The following is a 23,527-nucleotide window of genomic DNA, read 5'->3' as shown; positions in this document are numbered from 1 at the left end:
TATACGGTCGTTCAAAAGCGGCGAAGCAAGCGAAGGAAGCTGAGTCGGAGTGGACGAATTCTCACCCTTGGACGATGTCACGGTCATCTCCCTGGCCATCAACCTGCCCGGACCGCTGGCCGCGGCCCGACTCGCGGAACTCGGGGCGCGAGTGATTAAGATCGAACCCCCGACAGGCGATCCCCTCGCCCACGCTGTCCCCGACTACTACCGGGAGCTGACCGGCGGACAGGAGATCATCACCCTCGACCTCAAGGACGGCCAAGCCCGCGCGAGACTCGAGGTGCTCGCCGCTGACGCCGACATCCTCCTCACCGCCATGCGCCCGAAGGCCGCGGCCGGGTTGGGAATCCCCGAGCTCGTCGCCGACCACGGACTCGTCCACGTCGAGATCCTCGGCTTCGCCGGTGACCGCGCCGAAGTCCCCGGGCACGATCTCACCTACCAGGCCGCCCACGGCACCCTCATCCCCGGAACCAACCCCACCGTGCCGATCGCCGACATCCTCGGCGGAGAGCGCGCTGTCACCGCCGCCCTCGCCGGACTCCGGGAACGCGAAAGCCTGGCGGAGACCGAGAGCGCAGACCCGCTCGGGATCCGTAAGCGCGTCGTCCTCGACGATTCGGCCGCCTGGGCGGCGGGTCCGGCACGGCACGGGCTGAGCTCTCCGGGCGGCCACCTCGGCGGGCGTTCCCCGTTCTACCGCACCTACGCCACCGCCGACGGACACCTCGCCGTCGCCTGCCTCGAACCGCACTTCGCGAAGGCGCTGGCCACCCGCCTCGGCGCCGACGAAGCCACGCTCGAGGCGGAATTCGCACGCGAACCGACCGAGAGATGGATGCGTTTCGCCGCGGAGAACGACCTGCCGTTCGAGGCGGTCGTCGCTGCCGGAACCCAACCCACAGGAGAACGAGCATGATCCTCGACGGATACCGAGGCACTTGGGAGACCCAGGAAACCGACGACCTGCGCGACCTCACCCGCAGCTTCCTTGCCAAGGAGGTCGTTCCCCACCAGGCACGATGGGCTGAGGAGCACCAGGTCGACCGAGATTTCTGGAACCGGGCCGGAGATGCCGGGCTGCTCTGCATCTCCATCCCGGAAGAGTACGGAGGGGGCGGCGGAACCTTCGCCCACGAGGCCGTCATCCTCCAGGAACAGGGCTTCATCGGCGATTCCGCCTGGGCCAATGCCGTGCATTCGACGATCATCGCCCACTACATCAACGCCTTCGGCACCGAGGAGCAGAAACGTCGGTGGCTGCCGGGCATGGCCACCGGTGAGCTCGTCGCGGCGATCGCGATGACCGAACCCGGGACCGGCTCCGACCTCCAGGGCATCACAACCAGAGCGGTCCGCGACGGCCAGGACTTTGTGATCAACGGGGCCAAGACCTTCATCTCCAACGGCTCCCACGCCGACATCGTCGTCATCGTCGCCCGGACCAGCGAGGCTCCCGGCGGCAAAGGACTCTCGCTCATCGGCGCCGAGGTGAACGACCTTCCCGGATTCTCCCGCGGTCGGCTGCTCGACAAGATCGGCCAACACGGACAGGACACCCGGGAACTGTTCTTCGAGGACATGCGCGTTCCCGTGGACAACCTCCTCGGCGGGGAAGAGGGGCGCGGCTTCGTCCAGCTCATGCAGCAGCTGCCCCAGGAGCGGCTGGCGATCGCCGTCGGCGCGGCGGCGACCGCAGAGGGTGCCGTGCGGGAGGCGATCGGCTATGCGAAGGAACGCGAGGCCTTCGGGCAGCCGATCCTGAAATTCCAGAACACGAAGTTCGTGCTCGCCGAATGCGCCACCGAGGCGTTCGCCGCCCGCACCTTCGTCGACCACCTGACCAGCCAGCACATCGCCGGATCACTCTCGACCGAGCAGGCCTCGGCCGGCAAGTACTGGGCCGCAGACGTGCAGAACAACGTCGTCGACCGGTGCCTGCAGATCTTCGGCGGCTACGGGTACATGCTCGAATACCCGATCGCCCGGATGTACGCCGATGCACGCGTGCAGAAGATCTACGGCGGAACGAACGAGATCATGAAGGAGCTCATCGCTCGCGGGCTATGACAGCCGCAGTGCAATGGGAGAAATCAGTGACAGTATTGCCACCAACCGTAGTCGTGGCAATGCCAGCCGTCATCGTCATCGCTAGCGGCGGTGCCGTCCTCAGCATGTGATCCGTCGGCGTCGTCGGAATCAGCAGCCGCACCGGCTTGTCCCTCGTTGTCGGCAGCGGCATCTGTGCCGTCTGTATCGGCCTGCTCGGAGGATGACGAGTCATTTGCCGCGGAGTCGCTTGTGGTCGGGTCGGTGTCCTGATCGCGGCCCCCGTTCGCCTCGGACGCAGCTTCGGCTTCTTCGCTCGGATTCGCTGCAGTTCCCGAATCGACGTCGGCTTCGCCGGAGGCTTCGGCAGATGTCTCGGACTCTGGCCCGGCCGTCGCCGAAGGCGCAGGAGCCCGAGTCGGCCTCGGACCAGCTGGTGTCGGTTCCTCCGACTCTTCGGTCAGATCGCCTTCGTTGCTTGGTGTCGAGGATTCGACTTCTTCCTCGACCTCTTCCTCGGGCGCAGATTCTGCAACATCATCTTCTGCGGTCCTTGGCTCGGCGGAATCGTCCTCCGGTGCAGTCTCGCGAGCCGGTGACGGCGCAGGCACCTCGACTTTTTGCTGGTCGTGGGTGCTCGGCGAATCGGAAGGGATCTGCGCTGCGCCGCTCGGAGCGGCATCGGGTGACGTGCCTTCGGTCGGTGCGGATGGCTGCTCCAGCGCCCGTGTCGTCGACTGTTCCTGGGCCGAAGCGGGAGGTTGACCGGAACCACCCTGGACATTGATGACGGTGATCGTACCGGCGGCTATGGCCGCAGCTGCGGCCAGGCCGGCGATAGTGGCCTTTAGTGCGAGGGTGGAACCGAAGACGGTAGCAGTTCCACCCACACCGCTGCTCGCACTCCCCGCGGACGTGCTCAGCGATTGCTCACCAGCGGTCTGCGCAGGGGGCTGACCCACGGCAGACTGGGATTGCTCTGCAGAGTCGGCAGTGCTCTGGAGCAGGAAGGTCGCCCCTTCCTCAACTCGACCGAACTCGATAAGAGCTGCGGCGACGGCGGCAGGCGTGATCCAGGCCTGGAACGTCGAGTTGATGCTCCGGAGTCGGAAAGTCTGCAGGCGGCACGAACTGCAATCGCGGAGGTGTTCATTGATGGCGACAGTGCGTTTGGAGCTGAGTTGGCCGCGGACATACCGGGCGAACTCCGAAGTGTATTCGGAGCACTCAGGTCGGGAAGGCTCAACGTGCTGCTGAAGATAGGAGACGCGCAGGCCTTCGCGCGCACGCCGAAGCAGTGAGCTGAACGAGTTCACTGATAGGTTCATCGAGTCGGCCGCAGAGGATGTGGCCGTACCGTCGATGTCGATCATTGTGATGGCTTTCTGCCATCCTTGCGGAAGCGCTTTGAACGCTTTGGCCAGCTGATCTCGTTCCGCTACCTCATCGGCGTGATTGCCCGGCTCGTGTCCCGCGAGAAAGGTCAGGACGTCAGGCTCCACCGCCGCAGTGGCGCGGTTCGTGGCGCTGCGCCTGTACGACTCAGATCGAACTGCCGCCATGAGGTAGGGCTTGAATGCAGTATCCGGCCCTCTTCCATTGGTCCAGGCTCGCCACAACTTCGCAAAGGCCTCTGAGACTGCGTCTTCCGCGCGGCTGCGATCTCGATTGAGACGCAGGGCGAAGTGCAGTGCCGGAGCACGATGTCTGGCATAGAGTTCGCCGAATGCTGCACGGCCGGTGGCCGAGTCGGGACTGTGACGGCGAATCTCCGAGCACAGTTCCGCATCGTCGCGCTCAGATCTCGACCGTGGCAGACCAAAGGGCGAGTGATCGCCGCTGTCTGTCGTCGACCGGGCCTCAGACATCGACGTCTCGGGGCATGAGTGCTAAACGGGCCGAGGGGACAGGCATAACGGGTACCTCAACTGTGATCGTCGGGGAACTGCTCGAGGGGAGGATGGGGAGGTGGTGAAATTCTACCGCATCGGTTGTTCTCCCTTCAAAGCGATTGTGAGGCAGGTGGACTCCCCGCATGACGTCGAGGCTCGCAGACCTGAAGAGGATCGGCTGAAGAATTTTCTGATTCTCGCGAACGAATTCGAGCACTGCTGGGTCTGAGTCTATGGAAGGCCCACCACTGTGGTCCCTCCGTGATCGAGTCGGCAGCGCACGTATGCCTCTCGGTAACCCCTCGGAGTCTCGGACTCACCCCCTTGGGTGGCCCTGCATAATCACGTGACTGCAGGGCCACCTTCGAACCGAACCGCGGCCGCATGCGCGCTGGTGCTGCCGCACCCAAAGGAGTATCCCAATGACCTCACTGCGTCGATTGCTGAAGGCGCCGGCAGCCGCGGCTCTGGCGACTTCCATGCTCGCCTCATTCGCATTTCTCGGTGCCGCGCCTGCACATGCGGCGGTGGCTCCCTTGCCCAATCCGAGCCTCTCAGAAGCGTGCGGCCTTGACATCGGCATCGTGCTCGACCTATCGAACTCGTTGACAGATGAAGATGTCGCGAACTCAAAGGCGGCGGCCAAAGCCGTGGCTAAGGGCCTGAACGGCACACCGAGCCGTGTCTCGGTGAATACCTTCGCCACTTTCGGCCCCGACGGCACGAACTCACCGATTCCCAGCAGATCCGTTGCGACTTCGGAGTCGGTCGATTCGCTGAGTGAGGAAATCGATGCCATTCGGCGTGTGCCCAGCAACTCAGGTGGCACGAACTGGGACCGGGGACTCGGGCAACTCGACGGGACGAATCACGACCTCGTTCTCTTCGTGACCGATGGAAAGCCCACCGCCTATGGGGTGCCGGGAACCGACCCGGGCAATAGTGATCGCGGCACACGCACCGATCAGATCGACATTGACACTGCCGTCGAATCCGCGAATTCTTTGAAATCTCAAGGTTCGAAAGTCGTCGGCCTCGGTGTGGGAAGCGCCATCAACGAGGACAACATCAAACTCGTCTCCGGCCAAACTGAGGGCGATGACTACTACGTGGTCTCCGACTACTCGCAATTGGCCGACCAGCTGCGTGAAATCGCGACTAAAAGCTGCCAGGGCACTCTTAATGTCACTAAGCTCATCGACCCGGGTGCAGGCCAGCATGGAACCGAAACTGATGTTTTTCGGGGAGAGGGCTGGACGATTGCATCGCCGGACTCGACAGACGGGACCGAAAAGGTCACCAACCCTGATGGAACAGTGAGCTTTCGCTTGAAGACTCCGGCCGAAGGCGTACAAGCCACCGAGGTCCAGCAGGCAGGATACCGTCTCCAGCAGCAATCCGGTAAGAATGCGATCTGCACCGTCGACGGCAAAGAGATCGGAACTGAGAACATCGGCGATGGTTTCAAACTGACTGAAACGGTCGGAACTGATGAGATCGTCGCTTGCCAGCTGGTGAACGAACGGAACCCAGGTTCATTGGCTTGGAAGAAGGTCGATGAGAACGGAAACGAACTTGCTGGGGCCGAGTTCACGCTGACAGGACCAGATGGTCAGGACTTCGTCGTATCGGACAACGGCGAGCTCGATGTCAATGATGCGGATGGCCAGTTCGAAGTGACAGATCTGGCGTGGGGTGACTACACAATCAAAGAGACGGCTGCCCCGGATGGCTATGTGCTTTCCGAGGACACCCAGACGGTGACGATCAACGGCGAGGGGCTTGAAGGTTCGTTCGTTGACGTTGTCAACAAGAAGGACGAATCAGGCAATGTGGACGTTGAAGCAGACAATGATGCGTCTACCGACACGACCGCGGAGACAGACTCATCGTCTGATGACGAAGCATCAGCCACGGACAATGCCGGAGCAACCGCTGCTGATGACGCCGAAGCCGATGATAACGTCAATGCCTCGGCGTCCGCGTCGGCGTCGTCGAATGCCGATGACGACAGCAACCCTGCCGCACAGGCTTCTGCTCAAATAGCCGCGAATGAGGATGCCACAAGCACTGCGTCTGCCGCCGCGGACGAGAATGCCGTGGCCGCAGCCGAGGCTGCAGCCACCGAGGATGCTTCCTCGGAGGCGTCAACCGATGCGACTACCGACGAGAACGCTTCGTCGACGGCAGCATCGCAGGCAGCCGCGAATGCGAACAACACGGATGACACCAACGCTGAAGCCTCCGCCGCGGCCGATGCCAACCCGGCAGCAGCCGCATCCGTAGCCTCAAACGCTGACTCCTCGGCCACCGCCTCGGAGAACGCCGCTGCAAATGCAGCAGCCGATCCAGACGCGGCAGCTGATCCAGACGCGGCAGCCGCCGACGACGCGGATGCCAACGTCAACGCTGCGGCTTCGGCATCGGCATCGGCGAATGCTGACGATGACGGCAACCCCGCCGCTCAGGCAGCCGCTCAGGCAGCCGCTGACGAAGATGCCAACAACACGGCATCAGCAGCAGCGAATGAGAACGCCGAAGCAGCAGCCGAATCCGCCGCGAACGAAGAAGCCTCCTCGGAGACCTCGGCAGACGCCACGGATGAGACCAACGCCTCGGCACAGCAGGCAGCCAACGCCGCCGCCAACGCCGACAACACCGACGCCGCCAACGCTGACAACTCGGCAGCGGCCGATGCCAATGCGGCAGCTGCAGCCAGCACCGCCGCGACCGCGGACTCCTCGTCGGAGGCATCTGCCTCAGCAGCTGCTGATGCCGATGATTCCACGGTGTCGGATGCCAGCAATGACACAGCGGCGAATGCGAACGCCTCAGCTTCGGCTTCGGCTTCGGCCACGGCCGATGCTGACGATGACGGCAACCCCGCCGCGCAGGCAGCAGCTCAGGCAGCCGCTGATGAAGATGCCAACAACACGGCATCAGCAGCAGCTGACGAGAACGCCGAAGCAGCAGCAGAATCCGCCGCGAATGAAGAGGCCTCCTCGGAGACTTCGGCAGACGCAACGGATGAGACCAACGCCTCGGCACAGCAGGCAGCTAACGCCGCCGCCAACGCCGACAACACGGATGCTGCCAACGCCCAGGCATCGGCAGCAGCCAATGCCGATGCAGGTGCCGCGGCATCGGCAGCGTCGACGGCTGATTCCTCTTCGGAAGCATCCGCCACGGCAACTGCCGACGGTGCTCAAGCGGATGCCGCCGCTGAAGGTGCAGAGGCGAATGCCTCGGCCGACGGCGACGAGGCCAACGCCTCCGCCTCCGACGACGCGGATCAGGCCTCGGCCTCCGCGGATTCGGACCAGGCGGCTTCGGCCAACGCCGGTAGCTCTTCGGACAGCGGTTCGTCGGCCGACGCCGGTAGCTCTGCGAACGCTTCGGCTGGTTCGAGCACGAATGCCTCGGGCAGCAGCAATGGCGGGGACCTGCCGCGGACGGGTGTTGACGGCGCCCTGACGATGGCTGGCTTCGCAGCCTTGCTCATTGCCGGTGGTGCTGCGGTCGTCTTCGCGACTCGCCGCTATCGCGCCCAGGCGGGCAGGCACTGAAGTTGATTCGGTTCGTTCACTGAGCCGAACGCCGAAGCGGCGGGGTCGGAGCGAAGGCTCCGACCCCGCCGCTCGTCTCCGTCAGTTCAACGGGCCCGGTCGAGCCTCACCTCGAAGTGTTCATTTTTCGCGTCCCGAACTCGCCGATGTGGAGACATGAATTCTTGACCGATCGTTCGAGCTCGCTCAAGGCCGACCTGGCGAGCGTCCGTATTGCCCGGCGCTTCGATGTCGAAGATGAAGTGGGACTCGACGTCCTTGATCCCGCAGTAGGCGAAGACGCCGACGTCGATCTGAGTGCGCATCGCCTCGATGTAGCGATACCTGTCATAGGTTCGCTGCGAGGAACCGCCGACGCCGATCAGGCTCGTCGGCACGCGGGGGAGGAGGCCGTTCAGGGGCTGCGTCCCCCGATCCTCGACCCCCGCGCCGTACTGGTAGGCCCAGCCGCCGGTGAAGACACGATCGATCCAGCCCTTCATCACCGCGGGCATCGACCACCAGTAGACAGGGAATACGAAAGCCAGGCGGTCTGCCGCCTCGACACGGCGGTGCGCCTCAGCAATGCCCGCCGGGATCTCGCCACCCCAGAAGTGGGCGTGGTCGGCCCCGGTGAACCGCGGGTCGAAGCCCTCTGCGTGAAGATCGAGGACGTCGATCATATGACCGTCGGACTCGAAGGGTTCGTGGAAAGCCTCCATTACCCGGCCCGGATAGCTCGTGCGGATCGGATGGGCGAAGATAGTGAGCAGGCGCATGGAAATCCTCCGGTTGGGAGTGGCGGCAGTTGGGGTGACGCGGCGTTCGGTGGGCGTGGACTCTCGCGACGGCCTGATGGCCGCTCAATGGCCATCGCGGACGTGGTCGAGGAGTGAGAGGGCGCCGGCTCTCGCCGAGGTGACCGCCTCGGGGCCGAGATACGATGCCGCCGCGGTCGCACCCTCGACGAGGATGAGCACCTTGACCGCGAGAGCGGGGTCCGAGACGATGCCGGCGATCATGGCCTGCAGGCGCGCTCGGTATTGAGTGACCACCTCGGCGATGGCCGGGTTCCCTCCGGCCTCGCCCTGAGCGCGGAGGAACAGGCAGCCGCGCGAACCCTCGGCGCGGACCCAGTCCTCGAGTCGCGCGAACAGCTCGTCGACGCTGTCGACTTGGCAGCGGTCGAAGAAGCGCGACATTCTGGCCTCAAGAACAGCCACCGTCAGGCCAGTCTTGCTGCCCAGGTGCTTGTAAAGGGTGCGCGAAGAGACCCCTGCGGCCGCGGTCAGGGTATCCATTCCTGAGTTGGCGAAGCCGTGGAGGTCGAAGACGCGTTCAGCGCCTGCGATGATCTGTGTTCTCGGCTCTGCGGAAGCTTTCATGCAATCAGGGTACAACGAACGTTTTACACCGACAAGCGGGCCGTGCTGTCACCTCGGTTCTAAGGTGGTCACGCGGCACCACCGTTGGCGTAGAGGGTCTGGCCGTTGATCCAGCGCGCGGGGCCGGCGAGGAACGCGACCACCTCGGCGATGTCATCGGGTGTACCCAAGCGCTCCATGGGATTCGCCGAGGCGATGCCGTCGATCTGCTCCTGAGTCTTCCCCTCGAAGAACAGGGGAGTGGCGGTCGGGCCGGGAGCGACGGCGTTGACCGTGATGTCGCGTCCCTTGAGCTCACGGGCGAGGATCATCGTGATCGCCTCGACTGCGCCCTTCGATGCTGCATATGCGCCGTAGTCGGGGATCTGCAGGCGCGTGACCGATGTCGAGACATTGATGATCGCCCCGCCCTCGCGCATTCGCTGCGCCGCCAGCTGATCGACGACGAACGTGCCGCGGACATTGGTGCGCTGCACCTGATCGAAGACCTCGAGATCCAGCTGCGCGATCGGTGACAGGGGCATGATGCCCGCCGCGTGCACCAACACATCCACGCCGCCGAACTCGTCCTCGGCGAGGTCGAACAGTGCGGCCATGGCGGTCTCGTCGGCGACGTCGCCTCCGGCGGCAATGGCTCGGCCGCCGCTCGAGACGATGCCCGCGACGGTCTCGTCGGCGCGATCTCTGCCGCCGGCGTAGTGGACGACGACGGCGAGACCGTCCGCGGCGAGGCGTTCGGCAGCGGCTCGCCCGATCCCTCCGGAGCCGCCGGTGATGATGGCAACGCGATTGTGGGTGGTGGTCATGATCTCTCCTGCGATAGATATGAACGTTACGTTCATAAGCGAGCTTAGCACTTTAATGTACGATGTGTTCATAAAAGGAGGGGTACTCGTGGGAGCACCAGAGCAGAGGAAGGGCCGCGGCCGTCGACCCTCGGCCGAGGTTCGATCCGAAGTGCTGAACGCGACCGCACGACTGCTCCTCAACGGGGGAATGCGGGCCGTCACCTTCGAGAGGATCGCGAAGGAGTCCGGAGCGAGCAAGACCACGCTTTACCGGTGGTGGCCCTCGCCCGGTGCGATCGCTGCCGAGGCCTACTTCGCCAGCAGCGAGCCCATGCTCGAATTCCCGGACACCGGCGACCTGCATGCCGATCTCGTCGCTCAGCTCACCGCATTCGTCGACCTCGTCTCGGACGAGAAACGCGGCAGACCGATCACCGAGCTCATCGGCACCGCCCAGATCGACCCCAAGGTGGCCGAGGCGTGGAGTCGCACCTACGCCCTCCCCAGGCGAGAGCTGGCCAGGCAGCGTCTGCAGACCGCCCAGCGAACCGGTCAGCTGGGCGCCGAGGCGGACCTCGACCTCATGGTCGACCAGATGTGGGGAGCCTGCTACCACCGACTCCTCATCCTCAAGGTGCCGCTTAAGGACCTCAACATCGACCGGCTGGTGACCTACTCGCTGCGCGCCGCGGGCTGAACCCCTCATCGGGCGACACCCATTCGCCTCTGTGCAAAGGTCTGCCGAACATGCCGCAGGGACGGCGGGAAACCTCGGTGCGGGCATGGATTTCGAATGACCTTCCGCAGGTCTTCGGCTATGCTGGCCGAGTTGCACAACGCGACCCATGGGGCCCGAAACCTCGCCCCATGCCGGTTGCCGCGTGCCCTGCGCGCCATCGCCGATTCCTTCACAAAGGATGCGATCCACGCACTGCGCAGACGTCACCGGACCATCCTTGCGGTGACTGCACTTCGACTCGACCGCTGCCAGATATGCCCCGTGGTACGGCACCGCGGTTAGACGAACACTGTCGACAGCCTCGGCGAGAAGTCGGCTGTCACACGACCACGAGGATTGAACATGACGACAACGACCGACACTTCAACGACGACTCGGAACCCGCTGCCGCCGATCTCCGACGATGAGATCTTCGCCGGCCATGAGGGCGGCAAGCTCTCCGCCGAGCTCCTCCGACCGCTCGAGACCCAGCGCGACCTCTCGATCGCCTACACCCCGGGTGTGGCAAAGGTGTGCACCGCCATCAAGGACGAGCCGGAACTGGCCCGCACCCACACGTGGACCGGTCGCCTCGTCGCCGTCATCTCCGACGGATCGGCCGTGCTCGGCCTCGGCGATATCGGGGCCAAGGCCTCGCTGCCCGTGATGGAGGGCAAGTGCGCCCTGTTCAAGAGCTTCAGCGGCCTCAACGCCATCCCGGTCGTCCTCGACACGAACGACACCGATGAGATCGTCGAGACCATCGTGCGCATGGCGCCGACGTTCGGCGCGGTCAACCTCGAGGACATCTCGGCACCGCGCTGCTTCGAGATCGAGGACCGCGTCAAGGAAGCCCTCGACATTCCGGTGATGCACGATGACCAGCACGGCACCGCCGTCGTCGTCCTCGCTGCACTGACCAACGCCCTGCGCGTTGTGAACAAGTCCTTCGACTCCATCAAGGTCGTGCTCTCCGGGGCAGGGGCCGCTGGGGTGGCAGTGGCGAAGATCCTCGGCGACGCGGGCGTCAGCGACGTCGTCGTCCTCGACTCCAAGGGCATCATCGAATCCGGTCGCGGAGATCTCACGCCGACGAAGGAATGGCTGGCTGCGAACACGAACCCGCGAGCGGTCTCCGGCGGGATCGATACCGCCCTGGCCGACGCTGATGTGTTCATCGGCGTCTCCGGCGGCACGATCGATGAGAAGCACCTGCCGCAGATGGCCGATGACGCGGTGGTCTTCGCCCTGTCGAATCCGAACCCGGAGATCACCCCGGACATCGCCTCGAAGTACGCCACGGTCGTGGCCACCGGGCGCAGCGACTTCCCGAACCAGATCAACAACGTCCTCGCGTTCCCCGGAATCTTCCGCGGGGCTCTCGACGCCGGTGCCACCGACATCACCGATGACATGAAGCTGGCGGCCGCGCGGGCGATCGCCGACCTCGTCGGTGACGATCTGGCGCCTGACTATGTGGTCCCCGGTGCCCTCGATGCTCGGGTGGCCCCGGCCGTCGCCGAGGCGGTCGAAGCCGTAGCCAATGCCGCGGGAGTTGCGCGCGGCTGAGGTTGGTTTCGGGTCGGGGTCGGCGCTGCAGGTGCCGTTCCGGCCACCGACCTGAGAGGCTCGGCCGTTGAGGCAAGAGATGGGCCGGTCCCGTGTCATGACGACTCGGGACCGGCCCATCTCTGTGTGCGGAGTGCTCCGCGGGCTATCCGCGGATCATTCGCGGGTCAGGAGTCCTCTGCGGAGGATCCGTCCTGCGGGCCATTGCCGGTGTGCCCGGGCGCGTACTGCCCCAGGGTCCGCGGATCCTGGGCGGGTCGCTGCGGGTAGTTCTGTGTCTGCTGTCCCTGCTCCGGGGCGCCGGAGCGGTGGGAAGTGGAGTCCCGGATGCCGCGCGGCGTGGTGTTGTGCGCGCCGTCTTCGGAGGCATTGGCCGCGAACAGGGCGTTCCTGATCTCCTGACCCATCTCGCCGAGCCCGCCCGGGTTCGAGGGCATGAACAGCACGTTCGACCGGCCCTCCTGGGCGACGTTCTGCATCGTGTCGAAGTACTGGGTCATCATCAGAAGCTGTTCGGCGGTCTTGTCGATGCCGACCTCCTGCAGCTTCGCGTACTGCTCGGCGATGCCGGTGGCGATCGCCTTGCGCTGCGCGGCCACACCCTCACCGTGCAGGCGCATCGCCTCGGACTCGGCCTGAGCCTGGGTGACGCGCTTGATCTTGTCGGCCTCGGCCAGAGACTGGGCGGCGACGCGGTCACGCTGGGCGGCGTTGATCGAGTTCATCGAATCGCGGACCTTCGGGTCCGGGGTGATGTCCGTGACCAGGCTGCTCACGATCTTGAAGCCGTAGCGCTTCATCGATTCAGAGAGCCGGCCCTCGACGTTCTCGGCGATGTCGTCCTTGGACTCGAAGGCGGTGTCGAGAGTCAGTCCGGAGAGTGCGGAGCGGACGGTGTCGAAGACGTAGGAGCGGATCTGCTCCTCCGAGTTGGCCAGGCGGTAGTAGGCGTCGGGGACGTTGTCCTCTTCGACGACGTACTGGACGGCGACAGGAACCGTGACGAAGACATTGTCCTTCGTCTTCGACTCGATGTTGACCTCGAGCTGCTGGACTCGCAGGGAGATCGGCTTGCTGGTGGTTTCGATCAGCGGCATCTTGAAGTTGAGGCCCGGTTTTGCGACCCGCTGGAACTTTCCGAACTTCTCGACGATGACGTTCTCTTGGGTCTTGACCGTGAAGAACATGCTGGTTCTCAACTTGCCGAAGAGCAGGACGGCGAGGATGAGGATGACGACGACAATGACGATGACGCTGCCGGTGAAGATTTCCATGGTGTTTCCGTTCGACTGATGGCGATCGCGGTTTCACACAATCCTGGTTGTTCTCCACCCTAGATGTTGTGGTGAACGAGATGCCACTGACGAGGCGAATCGTTAGACGACCGTGGCCGCGCCGGCGCAATAATGTGGTCGACTGATCGACAGCCTGGCGGGCTCGAGTGCCGCGGACGCTGATCGAAGATGACGAGAAGGGGCGCCGGGAGTCTGTGCTCCCGGCGCCCCTTGATCGCCGCGCGCGGCGACCTGTGCTTCCTGCGGTCAGTCGTCGGTGACGGTGATCGTCACATCGATGTTGCCGCGGGTGGCATTGGAATACGGGCAGACCTCATGGGCTCGGTTGGCGAGCTCCTGGGCTTCGTCGGCGCCGAGGTGGGGGAGGGTGACCTCCAGCGTGACGGCCAGCTGGAAGCCGCCTTCGCCGTTGTCGCCGATCCCGACCTGAGCGCCGACCGTGGAGTCATCGACATTGGCTTTGGCCCTGCGGGCGACGAGGCGCAGCGCCGAGTGGAAGCAGGCGGCGTAGCCGACGGCGAAGAGCTGCTCTGGGTTGGTGCCTTCGCCGGACCCGCCCATCTCTGTGGGGGTGGCGAGGTCGACGTCGACCTTTCCGTCGCTCGTGCGACCGTGTCCGTCGCGTCCTTCTCCGGTGGCGAGTGCCTCAGCGGTGTAGATGGCCTTCATAATGTGTCCTTTCATCGGTGGTGCCTGTGGTCAGTTGAGAGTCTGTGTGGTCAGGATGTCGTTCTGTGGTGCTCGACTCGGTCAGGTCCCGGTGGCGGCCGCGGTGGCTTCGTCGGTGCCGCGGAGTCGGTCGGTGAGCGAGTGGAGGGTGTCGACGAGTTCGGCGAGGTCGCCGGGGTCGATCTGCATGAGTTCACCGAGTTCCTGTGGGACGCATTCGGCATGGGCGCGAGCGGCGATACCCTCGGCCGTGGTTCGGACAAAGACCTGACGGGAGTCCTCGGCGGAGCGTTCTCTGCTCACATAGCCGAGAGTCTCGAGGCGGGAGAGCAGAGGGGAGAGCGTTCCCGAATCGAGCTGCAGACGCGTACCGAGGTCCTTGACCGTGATGCCCTCCGCTTCCCGGTTCTGTTCCCACAAGACGAGCATCACCAGGTACTGCGGATACGTGATGCCGAGCTGTTTCAGCAGGCCTCGGTACGTCGCGGTCATGGCACGCGAGGCCGAGTACAGTGCGAAGCACAGCTGCCGGTCCAGTTCGAGCGGGTTCATGTCCATAATGATTGCACACAATTTAATTGCACACAACTAAAATAAACTCCTAGTCGACATGGAATCTCTGATGTTCATCTGTCCAGGGATGGGTAGTGCAGAGCTGACCGTGCGGGTTGGCGCTCGTTGAAAGCCGGAGGCATTTCGCTTGGAATGCGAGGATTGCCAGCTGACTCATCGCCATTCTCGGCAAGACTCACGTCGTGAGCGCCGCGATATTCTACGTGCTGGGTGGCGGAGGGAAGGCACTCCAGCCGTCGCGAAATTCGTCGCCGTCTGGCCCCTGGGGGTCCATTGATCTGATGTAATCCCCCAGATAGGGAAGGGAGAAGGCGACGTATCCTCGTCCATCAGGCTGAACGTAACCGCTGTCGATGAGTCTGTTCTTGTAGATCTGCACATACTGACCGTAGGTACCCATGCGGTCAGCTATATCTGACATCTTGCTACGGCCGCCTTCATCGAGGGCCATTGCGTTGACGAAGTCTCTATCGCGTTCGGACAGATCCTCGTACACTCTGCTGATTACACGTTTCTGGACGGATTTGATTGCCTTATCGTGCGCAACTTGTGCATCAGCGAGTGAAATGGCCGGCGAGTCCGGTGAATTTCTCCATGCATAGTCTCCCGCGAGCTGGATCAAATATGGGTACCCCTGCGCTACTCGTATCAGGAGCTGTAGTGCGTCAAACTCAATCGAACGGCCCGCGATGCGGGCAGTTTCTTCGAGTACATGAGCCGTCTCGCGGGGAGTGAGTCGGCGGAAGTCGAGGTCGCGGGAGCGACGGATGAAAGTCGTGTGATCGTTCTTCACCAATTCATCTAGATCCACCTTGATTCCGGCGAAGGCGATCATGATATTCGCGCCTTCCTCTTTCGCGTGTGCGATTTCGAGAGCGAATCGGGATAGCTCTCGGAGGCGGACTTTTCCGGATGAGACTTCATCGACGGTGATGAGGATGCCTGCGTCTCCGCCCAAGGCGGACGATAGGGCAATGAGGTCGTCGCGAAGTAGTGGCTTCACTGCCCGACTTCGATCGACAAATTCGAAGGATGCCGAGAAGTTCCATAGTCCGACGCTGCTTAATCTCATTCGAGTTGCAGGAGTCAGGCGGTTTATCTCACGAGGAATTGATGACTCGGTGATCCGTGTCATGAGACCCTTGCTGGCATCGTCCGAGAGTACGATCCAGCCTGACCGCCGAGCCGCATCCTGGAGTCGTGAAAGCATCGATGTCTTACCGGAACCACGTAGACCGGAGATCAGCAAGGAATCATTCTCACCGAAATCTAGAGTTTCGAATACGGCGGTGATCTCATGAAGCTCATTTTCGTGGCCCCCGAAGACTAGAGGGGGCTTACTGTAGCCTGGAGTGAACGGGCTCGGTCCACTTTCCGCTCCTTGGGCCATTGCTCCTCCTTGACTCCCCGACCAAAACGTTATTTATTTTATTTACTCTAGCATTTGGGTACGGGCCACCGCGGCTCAACTTTTCAATAACTGGCAGGTGGAAGGCTTCACGTGCGTGGTCTTCTCACCTGTGCGCCCCCTCAAGACCGAGCTCGCGCGCGTATGGAAAGATTGATGGCGTGTCGAACGTTCTCGAAATCCTGACCCCCGAGGGCCTGCCGCCCCTGCAGGAGATGCCCGGCGTCTCCTACATCATGCCGGTGCTCAACGAAGCCGAGCACATCGTCCACGCGATCACGACGATCCTCGCTCAGGACTGCGACGGGGACAAGGAAGTCGTCCTCGCGCTCGGGCCTTCGACGGACGACACGAACCGCATCATCGCCGACATGGCAGCGAAGGATCCGCGGATCCAGACCGTGGACAACCCGGAAGCAGCCACTCCGATCGGACTCAACCTCGCGATCGCCGCCACCCACCACCCGGTGATCATCCGCGTCGACGCCCACTCGGGACTGGGCGCCGAATACACCCGTCAGGCCATCGACACCCTCCGAGAGACCAAGGCGGCCAACTGCGGCGGGCTCATGCTCGCCCGCGGCCGGACCTCGTTCCAGAAGGCCGTTGCCCGGGCCTACATGTCGCCCGTCGGCCTGGGCGGTCCCGCCTATCACTCCGGCGACGAAGCCGGAGAAGCCGAGTCTGCCTACCTCGGCGTCTACCGACGCGAAGTCTTCGACCACCTCGGCGGGTTCGATGAAGGCATCAAACGCGGTCAGGACTGGGAACTCAACCTGCGCATCCGCACCGCGGGCGGACGGATCTGGTTCAACCCCGACATGGAGGTCACCTACTGGCCGCGCGCCTCGTGGTCGAAGATCTCCCAGCAGTTCTGGGCCACCGGAATCTGGCGAGCCGAACTCATCCGCCGCTACGGTTCGAAGAACTCCCTGCGCTACTTCGCCCCACCGCTGCTCGTGCTGGGCATGTCCGCGGCCGTCATCGAAACGCTGCTGCAGCTGAGCGGAACGACGAAGACCTGGCCGAAGTTCCTCCGCCGCTTCACCTCCCTCATCCACGTCCCGAGCTTCGGCTACATCGCCGGCATCCTCGCGACCGCTTCGGCGGCCAAGGACTGCGGGCGACGCGAACGCTTCTGGTTCGGCATCATCCTGCCCACCATGCACCTCAGCTGGGGCGCCGGCTTCCTCAAGGGCCTGGTCACCGGCGCCGGAGCGACGAAGGACGGCAGTCGATGAGCGCGAAGAAGCGCAGGAACCCGGGCAATCGGAACGACAGGACGCAACGGGCGGAGACGCCTGCACAATCCTCGCCGAATCAGCCCTCGCCGGAACAGCCGGAACCGCTCGACAACGAGCGGATCCCCATGCCCGAGCGCCCCGAGCCGAAGAAATTCAACGCACCCCTGTGGGCCGGCGGTATCGTCGTCATCGCCATCCTCGCCGTGCTTGCCTTCAATATCTTCGGCAGCAAAGACCAGCTCACCGTCGACTCGCTCGAGCGGCCCGCCGTCGCCGCCCTCGACGGAGGTTCCGAGGTCTACCCCGCGAACTCGAAGCTCGCCTTTACCGAGAACGTGAAGTTCGGCTACCTGCCGGCACCGACGCTGACCGCACTGAGCGACGGAACGATCATCGCCGCCGATCCCGAAGGCGCGAAGAAGGCCATGGGCCTCGATGACGACCTCGCCTCCCTGGACCGCTCTACTTTCCTCGACCAGACGATCAATCCGCCGCGCAAGGACACTTCTCCGGGCGATCCGATCACCTGGGATCAGCTCGTCGATGATCTCGGCGGGGACACTGTCCTCATGCCCGCCATCGATTCCGCCGAGGTGGCCCGCCCCGCGGTGGACACCATCATCGAGGCGAAGGCCGAGGAAGCGACGATCGTGCGGACCGAGGATCCCGAGGTGGCCAAGGCCGCCGTCCAGGCCGGCATCGCGGTCATGTTCACCGGTGATTACACGAGCACCTCAGCCGAGGACCTGCAGTCGCAGGGCTACGGCATGGTCGCCGTTGCCGCGGACGACGTGAGCGCCTGGACCGATTCGGGGCTCAAGGTCTGGGCCATCGGAGTCAAGGACGAGAAGCAGCTCGGCCAACTGGCCAAGGAGGACGTCTTCGGTGCCCTGAGCACCAACCCGTACAGCATTCAGCCCTCCGACGTGAAGACGGACTGACCAGACACGTCGGACTGACCAGACAAACAGAGAAGGAGACGCCATGACACAGCCCATCGGCAACCCATCGCACATCGGCAACCTCGACGCCGGACAGCTCGGCCCGCAACCGACCTACCTGCCGGACGACCACCCGGATGTCGAGGCGAAGACTCGCCTCGATGCGGGCGAGGAAGCACTCGACGTCGCCGCCGCGCTGCCGGCCTCCTCCCTGGCCTGGGCGATCCTCGCGAATGAGGCGCACCAGGAGGGCCGCCTCGTCGACTCCTACGCCTATGCTCGCGTCGGCTACCACCGCGGACTCGACGCCCTGCGCGCCGCCGGATGGCGCGGCGCCGGACCGATCCCGTGGTCGCACGAGACCAACCGCGGATTCCTCCGCGCCCTCTATGCCCTCGGTCGGGCTTCTGGGGCGATAGGAGAAGGCGAAGAGGCCGCACGCATCGAAGACTTCCTGCGGTCCTCCGATCCGGTCGCGCTCGACGCGATCGGCGCGGGGGAGTAGAGCCGCCGCCCACCGCCCGCGCTTACGAATCCGGGAGCTTGTTCGCCGCCGATGCCTTGACTGCCAAGGCGTCGGCGGCGCTTTTGTCTAACCCGCGGCCGGGGTATTCACGGCCGTCCCGCCCTCGATGCGTTGGGCGGCGAAAACGGCATCGAGGAGTCCCGGGAAGCGAGCGTCGAGATCCTCCTTGCGCAGTGAGTTCATGATCGACGTGCCCTGATACTCCTGGCGGATGACGCCGGCCTCGCGCAGCGTCCGAAAGTGATAGGTCGCCGTCGACTTGGATACCGGAAGCTCGAATGTCACGCAGGCATGGTCGTGGTGGTTCTCATTCAGGCGGCAGGCGATATGCCGACGAATCGGGTCGGCAAGCGCGGCGAGCACGGTGTCGAGCCGCATGTCCGCTCGCTCAGGATGCTTGAGAGTCCGCATCGTTCACCCCTTCGTCATGCGCGTTCACGGACTTTTGATTATACGGGGCTTTTGGTAGTACGGTAAATATCGAAGTACGAGAATACCCGTACTTGGGATCGGGTCAGCCATGTGCGGCTCGAGACCACCACCGACGACCGAGGGGTCTTATGTCCCATTTGCTGTTCGAGCCGCTCACCCTGCGAGGCGTGACATTCCGCAACCGGATCTGGGTGCCGCCGATGTGCCAGTATTCGGCCGAACACCAGGACGGTACGGCGACCCCATGGCACGTCGTCCACTACGGTGGGCTCGCCAGAGGCGGCGCCGGTGCGATCATCGTCGAAGCCACCGGTGTCACGCCGGAGGCTCGTATCTCCGCCCAGGACCTCGGCCTGTGGAATGACGAACAGCGCGACGCTCTCATTCCGGTCGTCGATTTCATGCACTCCCAGGGGGCTGCGGCAGGAATCCAGCTCGCCCATGCCGGCCGCAAGGCCTCGACCTATCCCGAATGGGGCACCGAGCACGAGGGCAGCCTGCCAGAAGGTGAGGGCGGTTGGCGGACCGTGGCTCCCTCAGCACAGGCCTTCCCCGGGCTGGAAGCTCCGCGTGAGCTCACCGAAGCGGAGATCGCCGAGATCGTGGCCGCCTTCGCCGCCTCGACGCGCAGGTCGATCCAGGCCGGGTTCGACTTCGTGGAGATCCACGCCGCACACGGCTATCTACTCCACGAATTCCTCTCGCCTCTGAGCAACACCCGCACCGACGCCTACGGAGGCACCCTGGAGAACCGGTCACGCTTCCTCCTTGAGGTCGTCGATGCCACTCGCGCCGAGGTCGGTGAGAGCGTGCCCGTGCTCGTGCGGCTCTCCGCAACGGACTGGACGGACGATGGTCTGAGTCTGTCCGAGACGGCGGAACTGTCCGTATGGCTGAAGGCCCATGGCGTCGACCTCGTCGACGTCTCCACCGGCGGCAACGTTCTGGCTCAGATCCCGGTCGGTCCTGGCTACCAGACGAATTTCTCCGCCGGAATCCGCGAGCGCGCCGACATTCCGACCGCCGCCGTCGGGCTGATCACCGAGCCCTTCCAAGCCGAGCACATCCTGGCGACGGGCCAGGCCGATGTCGTTCTCCTAGGCCGCGAATCCCTGCGCGATCCGAACTTCGCCATCCGCGCTGCAGCGGCCCTTCGTCACGAGATCGACTACACCCCGGCGCAGTACCAGCGGGCCTACAAGTAGGCCTGCGGGGCCGGTGCTGGAGTCGTCTCACTGTGGGCCGGCGACGGCATCGGCCCAGCGTCAGCCGATGCCGGCGTCGGTGGGCTCCACCAGTCTCTGCAGGTAGGCGCTGAAACCGCGCGTCGTGCGGCTGGTCAGCCTCGCCGAGGTGAGCACTCGACCGGCATCGGTCCGACGTACCTGACCGCCGGCCTCGAGCACCGCAGTGACGATCGCGGCATCCTCACCGCAGGCCAGCGGTGGGACGCCTCCGATCCTTGTGAAGAGGGATCCGCGCAGACCCAGATTCGCCCCGAAGACATAGGGATGGTCATCGCGGAGCTCGTGCGCGTCATGCCACCGGGCGAGGAGGTCCGCGGGCCCGGTCCCGACCCGCGGGGCAACGGTGCCGACCAGGCAGTCGGCATCCGCCTCGGCGTGCTCGAGATGGGTAGAGATCCAGTGCTCAGGAACTCTGCTGTCGGCATCGGTGAACGCCAGCCAGACTTCCTCCGGAGCAGTTGCCACCTGGTCGGAGGGCACCTGCCTGCCAATCGATGAGAGGACGTGGTCACCGGCGGCATTGCGAGCCCTGCCGACATTGGCGAACGTGGTGCTGAGCAGCTCGATGGACGGGTGCACCGCTGCCAACCCGGCGACCGCCTCCGCAGTGGAATCGGTGCAGGCATCCGCGACCACGATCACTCTCTGCCGGATGCGGCGTGCGCAGTCCTCCAGGCGGGCGAAGGAGGCCAGGATGGCCTCAATGCAGCCGATGATTTCGTCCTCTTCGTCACGCGCGGGGACGATGACCGCGATCTCCCCGATCACCAGTCACCGATCGATTCGTCGGGCTCCGAGGTCTTCGTGACCGTGACGATGTCGAGGCGATACCGGGCATCGTGATGGAATTCGATGCGCCGATGCGGCCAGAAGCTCAGGCAGCTGTCATGGACCTCATCTGCGTCGAGCGGCCAGTCCTCGATCTCGCCCCGCAGGTGACAGAGGACCAGGGTGAAACGCGGCGCGGTGCAGGCGTCGATACGCTGCAGAGTCCGGTGCAGCTGATGCCGGGAGAGATAGAATCCCGTCTCCGAGAGCACGACGCAGTCGAAGCTGCCCGCCGGCCACTCGAAGGGGATCGTGCCGTGGACGAAGCGGATGCCCGACCCCTCCGGCACCTGCTGCCCTGCGCGGTCCAAGGCCTTCCGGCTCGCATCGACCGCAGTGACCCAGCGAGCGTGCTCCGCCAGCTTGCGGCTGAGAACGCCGATCGAACACCCGAGCTCGAGGACGTGGGAGTAGTGATCCTGCGGCAGATGACCCAGGAGCATGTCGCGTTTGGCGCGCTCGTATGCAGAGTCGGTGACCGACCACGGATCGTCCCGGTCGGCATGGACGGCATCGAAGACAGCGGCGGCCGTCCGGGCATCGTTGGGGGCAGTCTCCGTCGAACGATCGACCCCATCCGCGTCCCCACTCGCCGAGGCTACTCTGAAGTCAGTGACCGCGAGGATGTCTCCGCCCCGCTGGTGATGGTCGAGGTGCCCCGCATCGAGCACCGGCTCGTCGCCTGGATGGTCCGAGAGCGGTTGCGTCTGCGAGCGATAGTGCTCGCAGACCTCGTGCCGGTCGAGCCCGGCGGGATCGGGCAGAAACGTCCACTGCCGCCACCGCGCATCGTCGGTTGTGGCCCAATGCCAATACCAGATCGGATACTCGAGTACGAGGGATCCGCTGCGCCGTCCGGCTTCCAATGCGGCGCTGCCGAGGGTGTCGTGATCGCCATGCCCGTCGTTATGAAACGGAGCGACGATGGTGACCGGACGGCGCGAGGCCGCAATCTCGGCGAGAACTTCGTTGAGCACCTGCTCGGAGTGGACGGGCAGTTCGGTATCCGGGAACTCGAGGCAGCGGCTCGTCGCCGCCGGGTTGAGCAAACTCAACGCGGAATCGAACTCTTGGAGACGGATCCGCCCGAGCTGCTTGGTCGAATGCGTCGAGGAGTGCGGATGCGACTTCTCTCCGGCGGTGAAGAGTAGGACGGAGACATCTGTCTCCCGGTCGCGGGCCGAGGCCACGACGGCTGCGGCACCCAGCGCTTCGTCGTCGGGATGGGCGGCAAGGATGAGGACGGTGCCCTTACCGGCGACGATGTCTGCTGACACCAGGGGCAGGTCGAGGACTCCGGCCTGACGCCAAGCGTCTTCCGGGGTGCCCGCATCCAGGTGGTCGAAGCTCATCGGCGGGCGGCCTCTTCGGCGATATCTGCGCCCAAAGACTCTTCGTCTCGCGGACCGTGGTGCTGGCTGAGGTAGACGGTGAGATCGGCATCAGCTTTCGCGAATGAGGCGTCACCGGTCAGCGCCGCCGGACCGGCGAGCTCCCGGCTCTGCTGCTGGATGCGCTGACAGCTGCGATAGACGACATTGCGGACGCGCAGAGCCAGAGTCCAGGCCTGCGCCCGTGTGTAATCGCCAGTGTCGGCGGAGCTGTCTGCGGCGGCAGCGGCGTGAGAGAGGATGCTCCGGACGGTGAAGATCTCCGCGTCGAGACAGCCCAGTGCCATATCGCCCAGCGGCGTCGGACCACTGCGAGCCAACTGCCGGCGCGCGGCTCCTCTCGCCAGTGCCAGCGCCCCTCCGAACCAGCAGGCGGCGACACGTATCCCACCCCAGGCGAAGGACGGCCGCTCCAGATACCAGCCAGGAGGACCGACCGCCTCGGCAGGTACCTGGTCGAAGACCACACCTGAGCTCGGAATCTCACGCAGCCCCAGACTCGGCCACGCGGCCGGTTCCGGGCGAACACCCGGATGATCGAGTCGCACGGCGACCGCCTGCGCAGATTCGCCGTGGCGCACGGTGACGATGGCGTGGCTGAGTTCCGCGGCCAGGGAGCACCAGGCCTTCTCCCCGTCGATGAGAATGCCGCCGTTGCCCTCGGTGATCGCGAGCTGCTTTCCGGGTGCCTCTGCTGCGTACACACCCCAGGTCGAGTGCGGATCCGGGGCCTGTATCCCGGCCTCGGCGAGGATGCCGAGCGCGTCGACGTGGGGTTCGAGCATGCGCGCGACGGCAAGATCGAGCGAGGCGACCCGCACCAGGGATTCCCACTGATGACGCTGTGTGGAACGGCCGCTCAGCTCGAAGAATCGCTGCAGAGCGATGATCGTCTTCGGTGCGTCGGCGTCACCCCTGACGAGGGTACTCAACTCGTCATCCTGCTCGTCGGGACCGACCAGCCAGGGAGTCAGCGGTGTGTCGACGAGGTGAGCGACGGTCGTTGGCAAGGTGGCACATCCTT

General features: G+C 64.5%; 21 protein-coding genes. 9 read left to right on the top strand and 12 right to left on the bottom strand.

Annotation, left to right across the window (positions count from 1 at the left end; all coding sequences use genetic code 11):
- The first annotated feature begins 49 nt into the window (after nucleotides 1-49).
- Both ACH82I_RS08085 and ACH82I_RS08080 read left to right on the top strand, forming a co-directional pair.
- On the top strand, nucleotides 50-922 hold the full coding sequence (locus tag ACH82I_RS08085) for a CoA transferase (protein WP_230748191.1): 873 nt from the start codon (nucleotides 50-52) through the stop codon (nucleotides 920-922).
- Nucleotides 919-2,073: an acyl-CoA dehydrogenase family protein gene (locus tag ACH82I_RS08080; protein ID WP_230748190.1), complete on the top strand. Its 1,155-nt coding sequence runs from the start codon at nucleotides 919-921 to the stop codon at nucleotides 2,071-2,073. The genes ACH82I_RS08085 and ACH82I_RS08080 overlap by 4 nt, the downstream gene beginning before the upstream one ends.
- A gap of 23 nt (nucleotides 2,074-2,096) precedes the next feature.
- Here the strand turns inward: ACH82I_RS08080 and ACH82I_RS08075 are convergent, their stop codons facing one another.
- Complete coding sequence (locus tag ACH82I_RS08075) at nucleotides 2,097-3,920, bottom strand: sigma-70 family RNA polymerase sigma factor (RefSeq protein WP_413336574.1); 1,824 nt, start codon at nucleotides 3,918-3,920, stop codon at nucleotides 2,097-2,099.
- Between the two features lie 446 nt (nucleotides 3,921-4,366).
- Between ACH82I_RS08075 and ACH82I_RS08070 the strand changes: the two genes are divergently transcribed.
- A complete protein-coding gene (locus ACH82I_RS08070) occupies nucleotides 4,367-7,510 on the top strand; it encodes a SpaA isopeptide-forming pilin-related protein (RefSeq protein ID WP_230748185.1) in 3,144 nt (1,047 codons plus the stop codon).
- 86 nt (nucleotides 7,511-7,596) lie between these two features.
- On the opposite strand, the gene ACH82I_RS08065 is transcribed toward ACH82I_RS08070, so the two are convergent.
- The 3 genes from ACH82I_RS08065 to ACH82I_RS08055 form a co-directional block, all read right to left on the bottom strand.
- Nucleotides 7,597-8,268, bottom strand: coding sequence for an NAD(P)H-dependent oxidoreductase (locus ACH82I_RS08065; RefSeq protein WP_230748183.1), 672 nt, complete (start codon nucleotides 8,266-8,268; stop codon nucleotides 7,597-7,599).
- 84 nt (nucleotides 8,269-8,352) lie between these two features.
- The gene (locus ACH82I_RS08060; RefSeq protein WP_230748182.1) at nucleotides 8,353-8,874 is read right to left on the bottom strand and encodes a TetR/AcrR family transcriptional regulator; all 522 of its coding nucleotides are present in this window, start codon (nucleotides 8,872-8,874) and stop codon (nucleotides 8,353-8,355) included.
- Nucleotides 8,875-8,942: 68 nt separating this feature from the next.
- Nucleotides 8,943-9,680 carry an SDR family oxidoreductase gene (locus ACH82I_RS08055; RefSeq protein ID WP_230748180.1) on the bottom strand — a complete coding sequence of 246 codons (738 nt, stop codon included), beginning with the start codon at nucleotides 9,678-9,680 and terminating at the stop codon, nucleotides 8,943-8,945.
- Between the two features lie 88 nt (nucleotides 9,681-9,768).
- On the opposite strand from ACH82I_RS08055, the gene ACH82I_RS08050 reads away from it, so the two are divergent.
- Together ACH82I_RS08050 and ACH82I_RS08045 are read left to right on the top strand one after the other, a co-directional pair.
- Nucleotides 9,769-10,359, top strand: a complete 591-nt coding sequence (locus tag ACH82I_RS08050) for a TetR/AcrR family transcriptional regulator (RefSeq protein ID WP_230748179.1) — start codon at nucleotides 9,769-9,771, stop codon at nucleotides 10,357-10,359.
- Between the two features lie 384 nt (nucleotides 10,360-10,743).
- Nucleotides 10,744-11,949: an NADP-dependent malic enzyme gene (locus ACH82I_RS08045; protein WP_230748177.1), complete on the top strand. Its 1,206-nt coding sequence runs from the start codon at nucleotides 10,744-10,746 to the stop codon at nucleotides 11,947-11,949.
- 167 nt (nucleotides 11,950-12,116) lie between these two features.
- On the opposite strand, the gene ACH82I_RS08040 is transcribed toward ACH82I_RS08045, so the two are convergent.
- The 4 genes from ACH82I_RS08040 to ACH82I_RS08025 all read right to left on the bottom strand — a co-directional run bounded on the left by ACH82I_RS08040 (nucleotide 12,117) and on the right by ACH82I_RS08025 (nucleotide 15,876).
- Nucleotides 12,117-13,223: an SPFH domain-containing protein gene (locus ACH82I_RS08040; protein ID WP_230748175.1), complete on the bottom strand. Its 1,107-nt coding sequence runs from the start codon at nucleotides 13,221-13,223 to the stop codon at nucleotides 12,117-12,119.
- A 267-nt stretch (nucleotides 13,224-13,490) separates the two neighbouring features.
- Nucleotides 13,491-13,913: an organic hydroperoxide resistance protein gene (locus ACH82I_RS08035; protein WP_413336573.1), complete on the bottom strand. Its 423-nt coding sequence runs from the start codon at nucleotides 13,911-13,913 to the stop codon at nucleotides 13,491-13,493.
- 81 nt (nucleotides 13,914-13,994) lie between these two features.
- The gene (locus tag ACH82I_RS08030; protein ID WP_284934808.1) at nucleotides 13,995-14,465 is read right to left on the bottom strand and encodes a MarR family winged helix-turn-helix transcriptional regulator; all 471 of its coding nucleotides are present in this window, start codon (nucleotides 14,463-14,465) and stop codon (nucleotides 13,995-13,997) included.
- A 220-nt stretch (nucleotides 14,466-14,685) separates the two neighbouring features.
- The gene (locus ACH82I_RS08025; RefSeq protein ID WP_230748169.1) at nucleotides 14,686-15,876 is read right to left on the bottom strand and encodes an ATP-binding protein; all 1,191 of its coding nucleotides are present in this window, start codon (nucleotides 15,874-15,876) and stop codon (nucleotides 14,686-14,688) included.
- 179 nt (nucleotides 15,877-16,055) lie between these two features.
- On the opposite strand from ACH82I_RS08025, the gene ACH82I_RS08020 reads away from it, so the two are divergent.
- The 3 genes from ACH82I_RS08020 to ACH82I_RS08010 are packed head-to-tail and all read left to right on the top strand — an operon-like array spanning nucleotide 16,056 to nucleotide 18,584.
- Nucleotides 16,056-17,135, top strand: a complete 1,080-nt coding sequence (locus ACH82I_RS08020; protein WP_230748167.1) for a glycosyltransferase family 2 protein — start codon at nucleotides 16,056-16,058, stop codon at nucleotides 17,133-17,135.
- Nucleotides 17,132-18,079, top strand: coding sequence for a hypothetical protein (locus ACH82I_RS08015; protein ID WP_230748165.1), 948 nt, complete (start codon nucleotides 17,132-17,134; stop codon nucleotides 18,077-18,079). Before ACH82I_RS08020 ends, ACH82I_RS08015 begins: the two co-directional genes overlap by 4 nt.
- 43 nt (nucleotides 18,080-18,122) lie before the next feature.
- On the top strand, nucleotides 18,123-18,584 hold the full coding sequence (locus tag ACH82I_RS08010; protein ID WP_230748163.1) for a DUF3151 domain-containing protein: 462 nt from the start codon (nucleotides 18,123-18,125) through the stop codon (nucleotides 18,582-18,584).
- Between the two features lie 87 nt (nucleotides 18,585-18,671).
- Here ACH82I_RS08010 and ACH82I_RS08005 read toward each other — a convergent pair whose 3' ends face one another.
- Nucleotides 18,672-18,983 carry an ArsR/SmtB family transcription factor gene (locus ACH82I_RS08005; protein WP_413336572.1) on the bottom strand — a complete coding sequence of 104 codons (312 nt, stop codon included), beginning with the start codon at nucleotides 18,981-18,983 and terminating at the stop codon, nucleotides 18,672-18,674.
- A 182-nt stretch (nucleotides 18,984-19,165) separates the two neighbouring features.
- Between ACH82I_RS08005 and ACH82I_RS08000 the strand changes: the two genes are divergently transcribed.
- Nucleotides 19,166-20,242, top strand: a complete 1,077-nt coding sequence (locus tag ACH82I_RS08000) for an NADH:flavin oxidoreductase/NADH oxidase (RefSeq protein ID WP_230748157.1) — start codon at nucleotides 19,166-19,168, stop codon at nucleotides 20,240-20,242.
- A gap of 60 nt (nucleotides 20,243-20,302) precedes the next feature.
- On the opposite strand, the gene ACH82I_RS07995 is transcribed toward ACH82I_RS08000, so the two are convergent.
- Genes ACH82I_RS07995 through ACH82I_RS07985 form a run of 3 tightly spaced genes read right to left on the bottom strand, consistent with a single transcriptional unit; the run spans nucleotide 20,303 to nucleotide 23,513 of the window.
- On the bottom strand, nucleotides 20,303-21,052 hold the full coding sequence (locus tag ACH82I_RS07995) for a glycosyltransferase (RefSeq protein ID WP_230748156.1): 750 nt from the start codon (nucleotides 21,050-21,052) through the stop codon (nucleotides 20,303-20,305).
- Nucleotides 21,049-22,464 (bottom strand): PIG-L family deacetylase, encoded by a 1,416-nt coding sequence (locus ACH82I_RS07990; protein WP_230748155.1) that lies wholly within the window; start codon nucleotides 22,462-22,464, stop codon nucleotides 21,049-21,051. The genes ACH82I_RS07995 and ACH82I_RS07990 overlap by 4 nt, the downstream gene beginning before the upstream one ends.
- Nucleotides 22,461-23,513, bottom strand: a complete 1,053-nt coding sequence (locus tag ACH82I_RS07985; RefSeq protein WP_230748153.1) for an acyl-CoA dehydrogenase family protein — start codon at nucleotides 23,511-23,513, stop codon at nucleotides 22,461-22,463. The genes ACH82I_RS07990 and ACH82I_RS07985 overlap by 4 nt, the downstream gene beginning before the upstream one ends.
- Nucleotides 23,514-23,527 lie beyond the last annotated feature (14 nt).

Origin of the sequence: Brevibacterium sp. GP-SGM9 (assembly GCF_047300845.1) — a bacterium.
GTDB lineage: Bacteria > Actinomycetota > Actinomycetes > Actinomycetales > Brevibacteriaceae > Brevibacterium.
The sequence above is the reverse complement of the archived record's forward strand: the minus strand, read 5'-3'. Positions and strand labels throughout refer to the sequence as shown.

Excerpts from the sequence above, each read along its gene's own strand:
- ACH82I_RS08080 (WP_230748190.1), top strand. The coding sequence starts at position 919 with ATGATCCTCGACGGATACCGAGGCACTTGGGAGACCCAGGAAACCGAC.
- ACH82I_RS08075 (WP_413336574.1), bottom strand. The coding sequence starts at position 3,920 with ATGTCTGAGGCCCGGTCGACGACAGACAGCGGCGATCACTCGCCCTTT.
- ACH82I_RS08070 (WP_230748185.1), top strand. The coding sequence starts at position 4,367 with ATGACCTCACTGCGTCGATTGCTGAAGGCGCCGGCAGCCGCGGCTCTG.
- ACH82I_RS08065 (WP_230748183.1), bottom strand. The coding sequence starts at position 8,268 with ATGCGCCTGCTCACTATCTTCGCCCATCCGATCCGCACGAGCTATCCG.
- ACH82I_RS08060 (WP_230748182.1), bottom strand. The coding sequence starts at position 8,874 with ATGAAAGCTTCCGCAGAGCCGAGAACACAGATCATCGCAGGCGCTGAA.
- ACH82I_RS08055 (WP_230748180.1), bottom strand. The coding sequence starts at position 9,680 with ATGACCACCACCCACAATCGCGTTGCCATCATCACCGGCGGCTCCGGA.
- ACH82I_RS08045 (WP_230748177.1), top strand. The coding sequence starts at position 10,744 with ATGACGACAACGACCGACACTTCAACGACGACTCGGAACCCGCTGCCG.
- ACH82I_RS08040 (WP_230748175.1), bottom strand. The coding sequence starts at position 13,223 with ATGGAAATCTTCACCGGCAGCGTCATCGTCATTGTCGTCGTCATCCTC.
- ACH82I_RS08035 (WP_413336573.1), bottom strand. The coding sequence starts at position 13,913 with ATGAAGGCCATCTACACCGCTGAGGCACTCGCCACCGGAGAAGGACGC.
- ACH82I_RS08030 (WP_284934808.1), bottom strand. The coding sequence starts at position 14,465 with ATGAACCCGCTCGAACTGGACCGGCAGCTGTGCTTCGCACTGTACTCG.
- ACH82I_RS08025 (WP_230748169.1), bottom strand. The coding sequence starts at position 15,876 with ATGGCCCAAGGAGCGGAAAGTGGACCGAGCCCGTTCACTCCAGGCTAC.
- ACH82I_RS08015 (WP_230748165.1), top strand. The coding sequence starts at position 17,132 with ATGAGCGCGAAGAAGCGCAGGAACCCGGGCAATCGGAACGACAGGACG.
- ACH82I_RS08010 (WP_230748163.1), top strand. The coding sequence starts at position 18,123 with ATGACACAGCCCATCGGCAACCCATCGCACATCGGCAACCTCGACGCC.
- ACH82I_RS08005 (WP_413336572.1), bottom strand. The coding sequence starts at position 18,983 with ATGCGGCTCGACACCGTGCTCGCCGCGCTTGCCGACCCGATTCGTCGG.
- ACH82I_RS08000 (WP_230748157.1), top strand. The coding sequence starts at position 19,166 with ATGTCCCATTTGCTGTTCGAGCCGCTCACCCTGCGAGGCGTGACATTC.
- ACH82I_RS07990 (WP_230748155.1), bottom strand. The coding sequence starts at position 22,464 with ATGAGCTTCGACCACCTGGATGCGGGCACCCCGGAAGACGCTTGGCGT.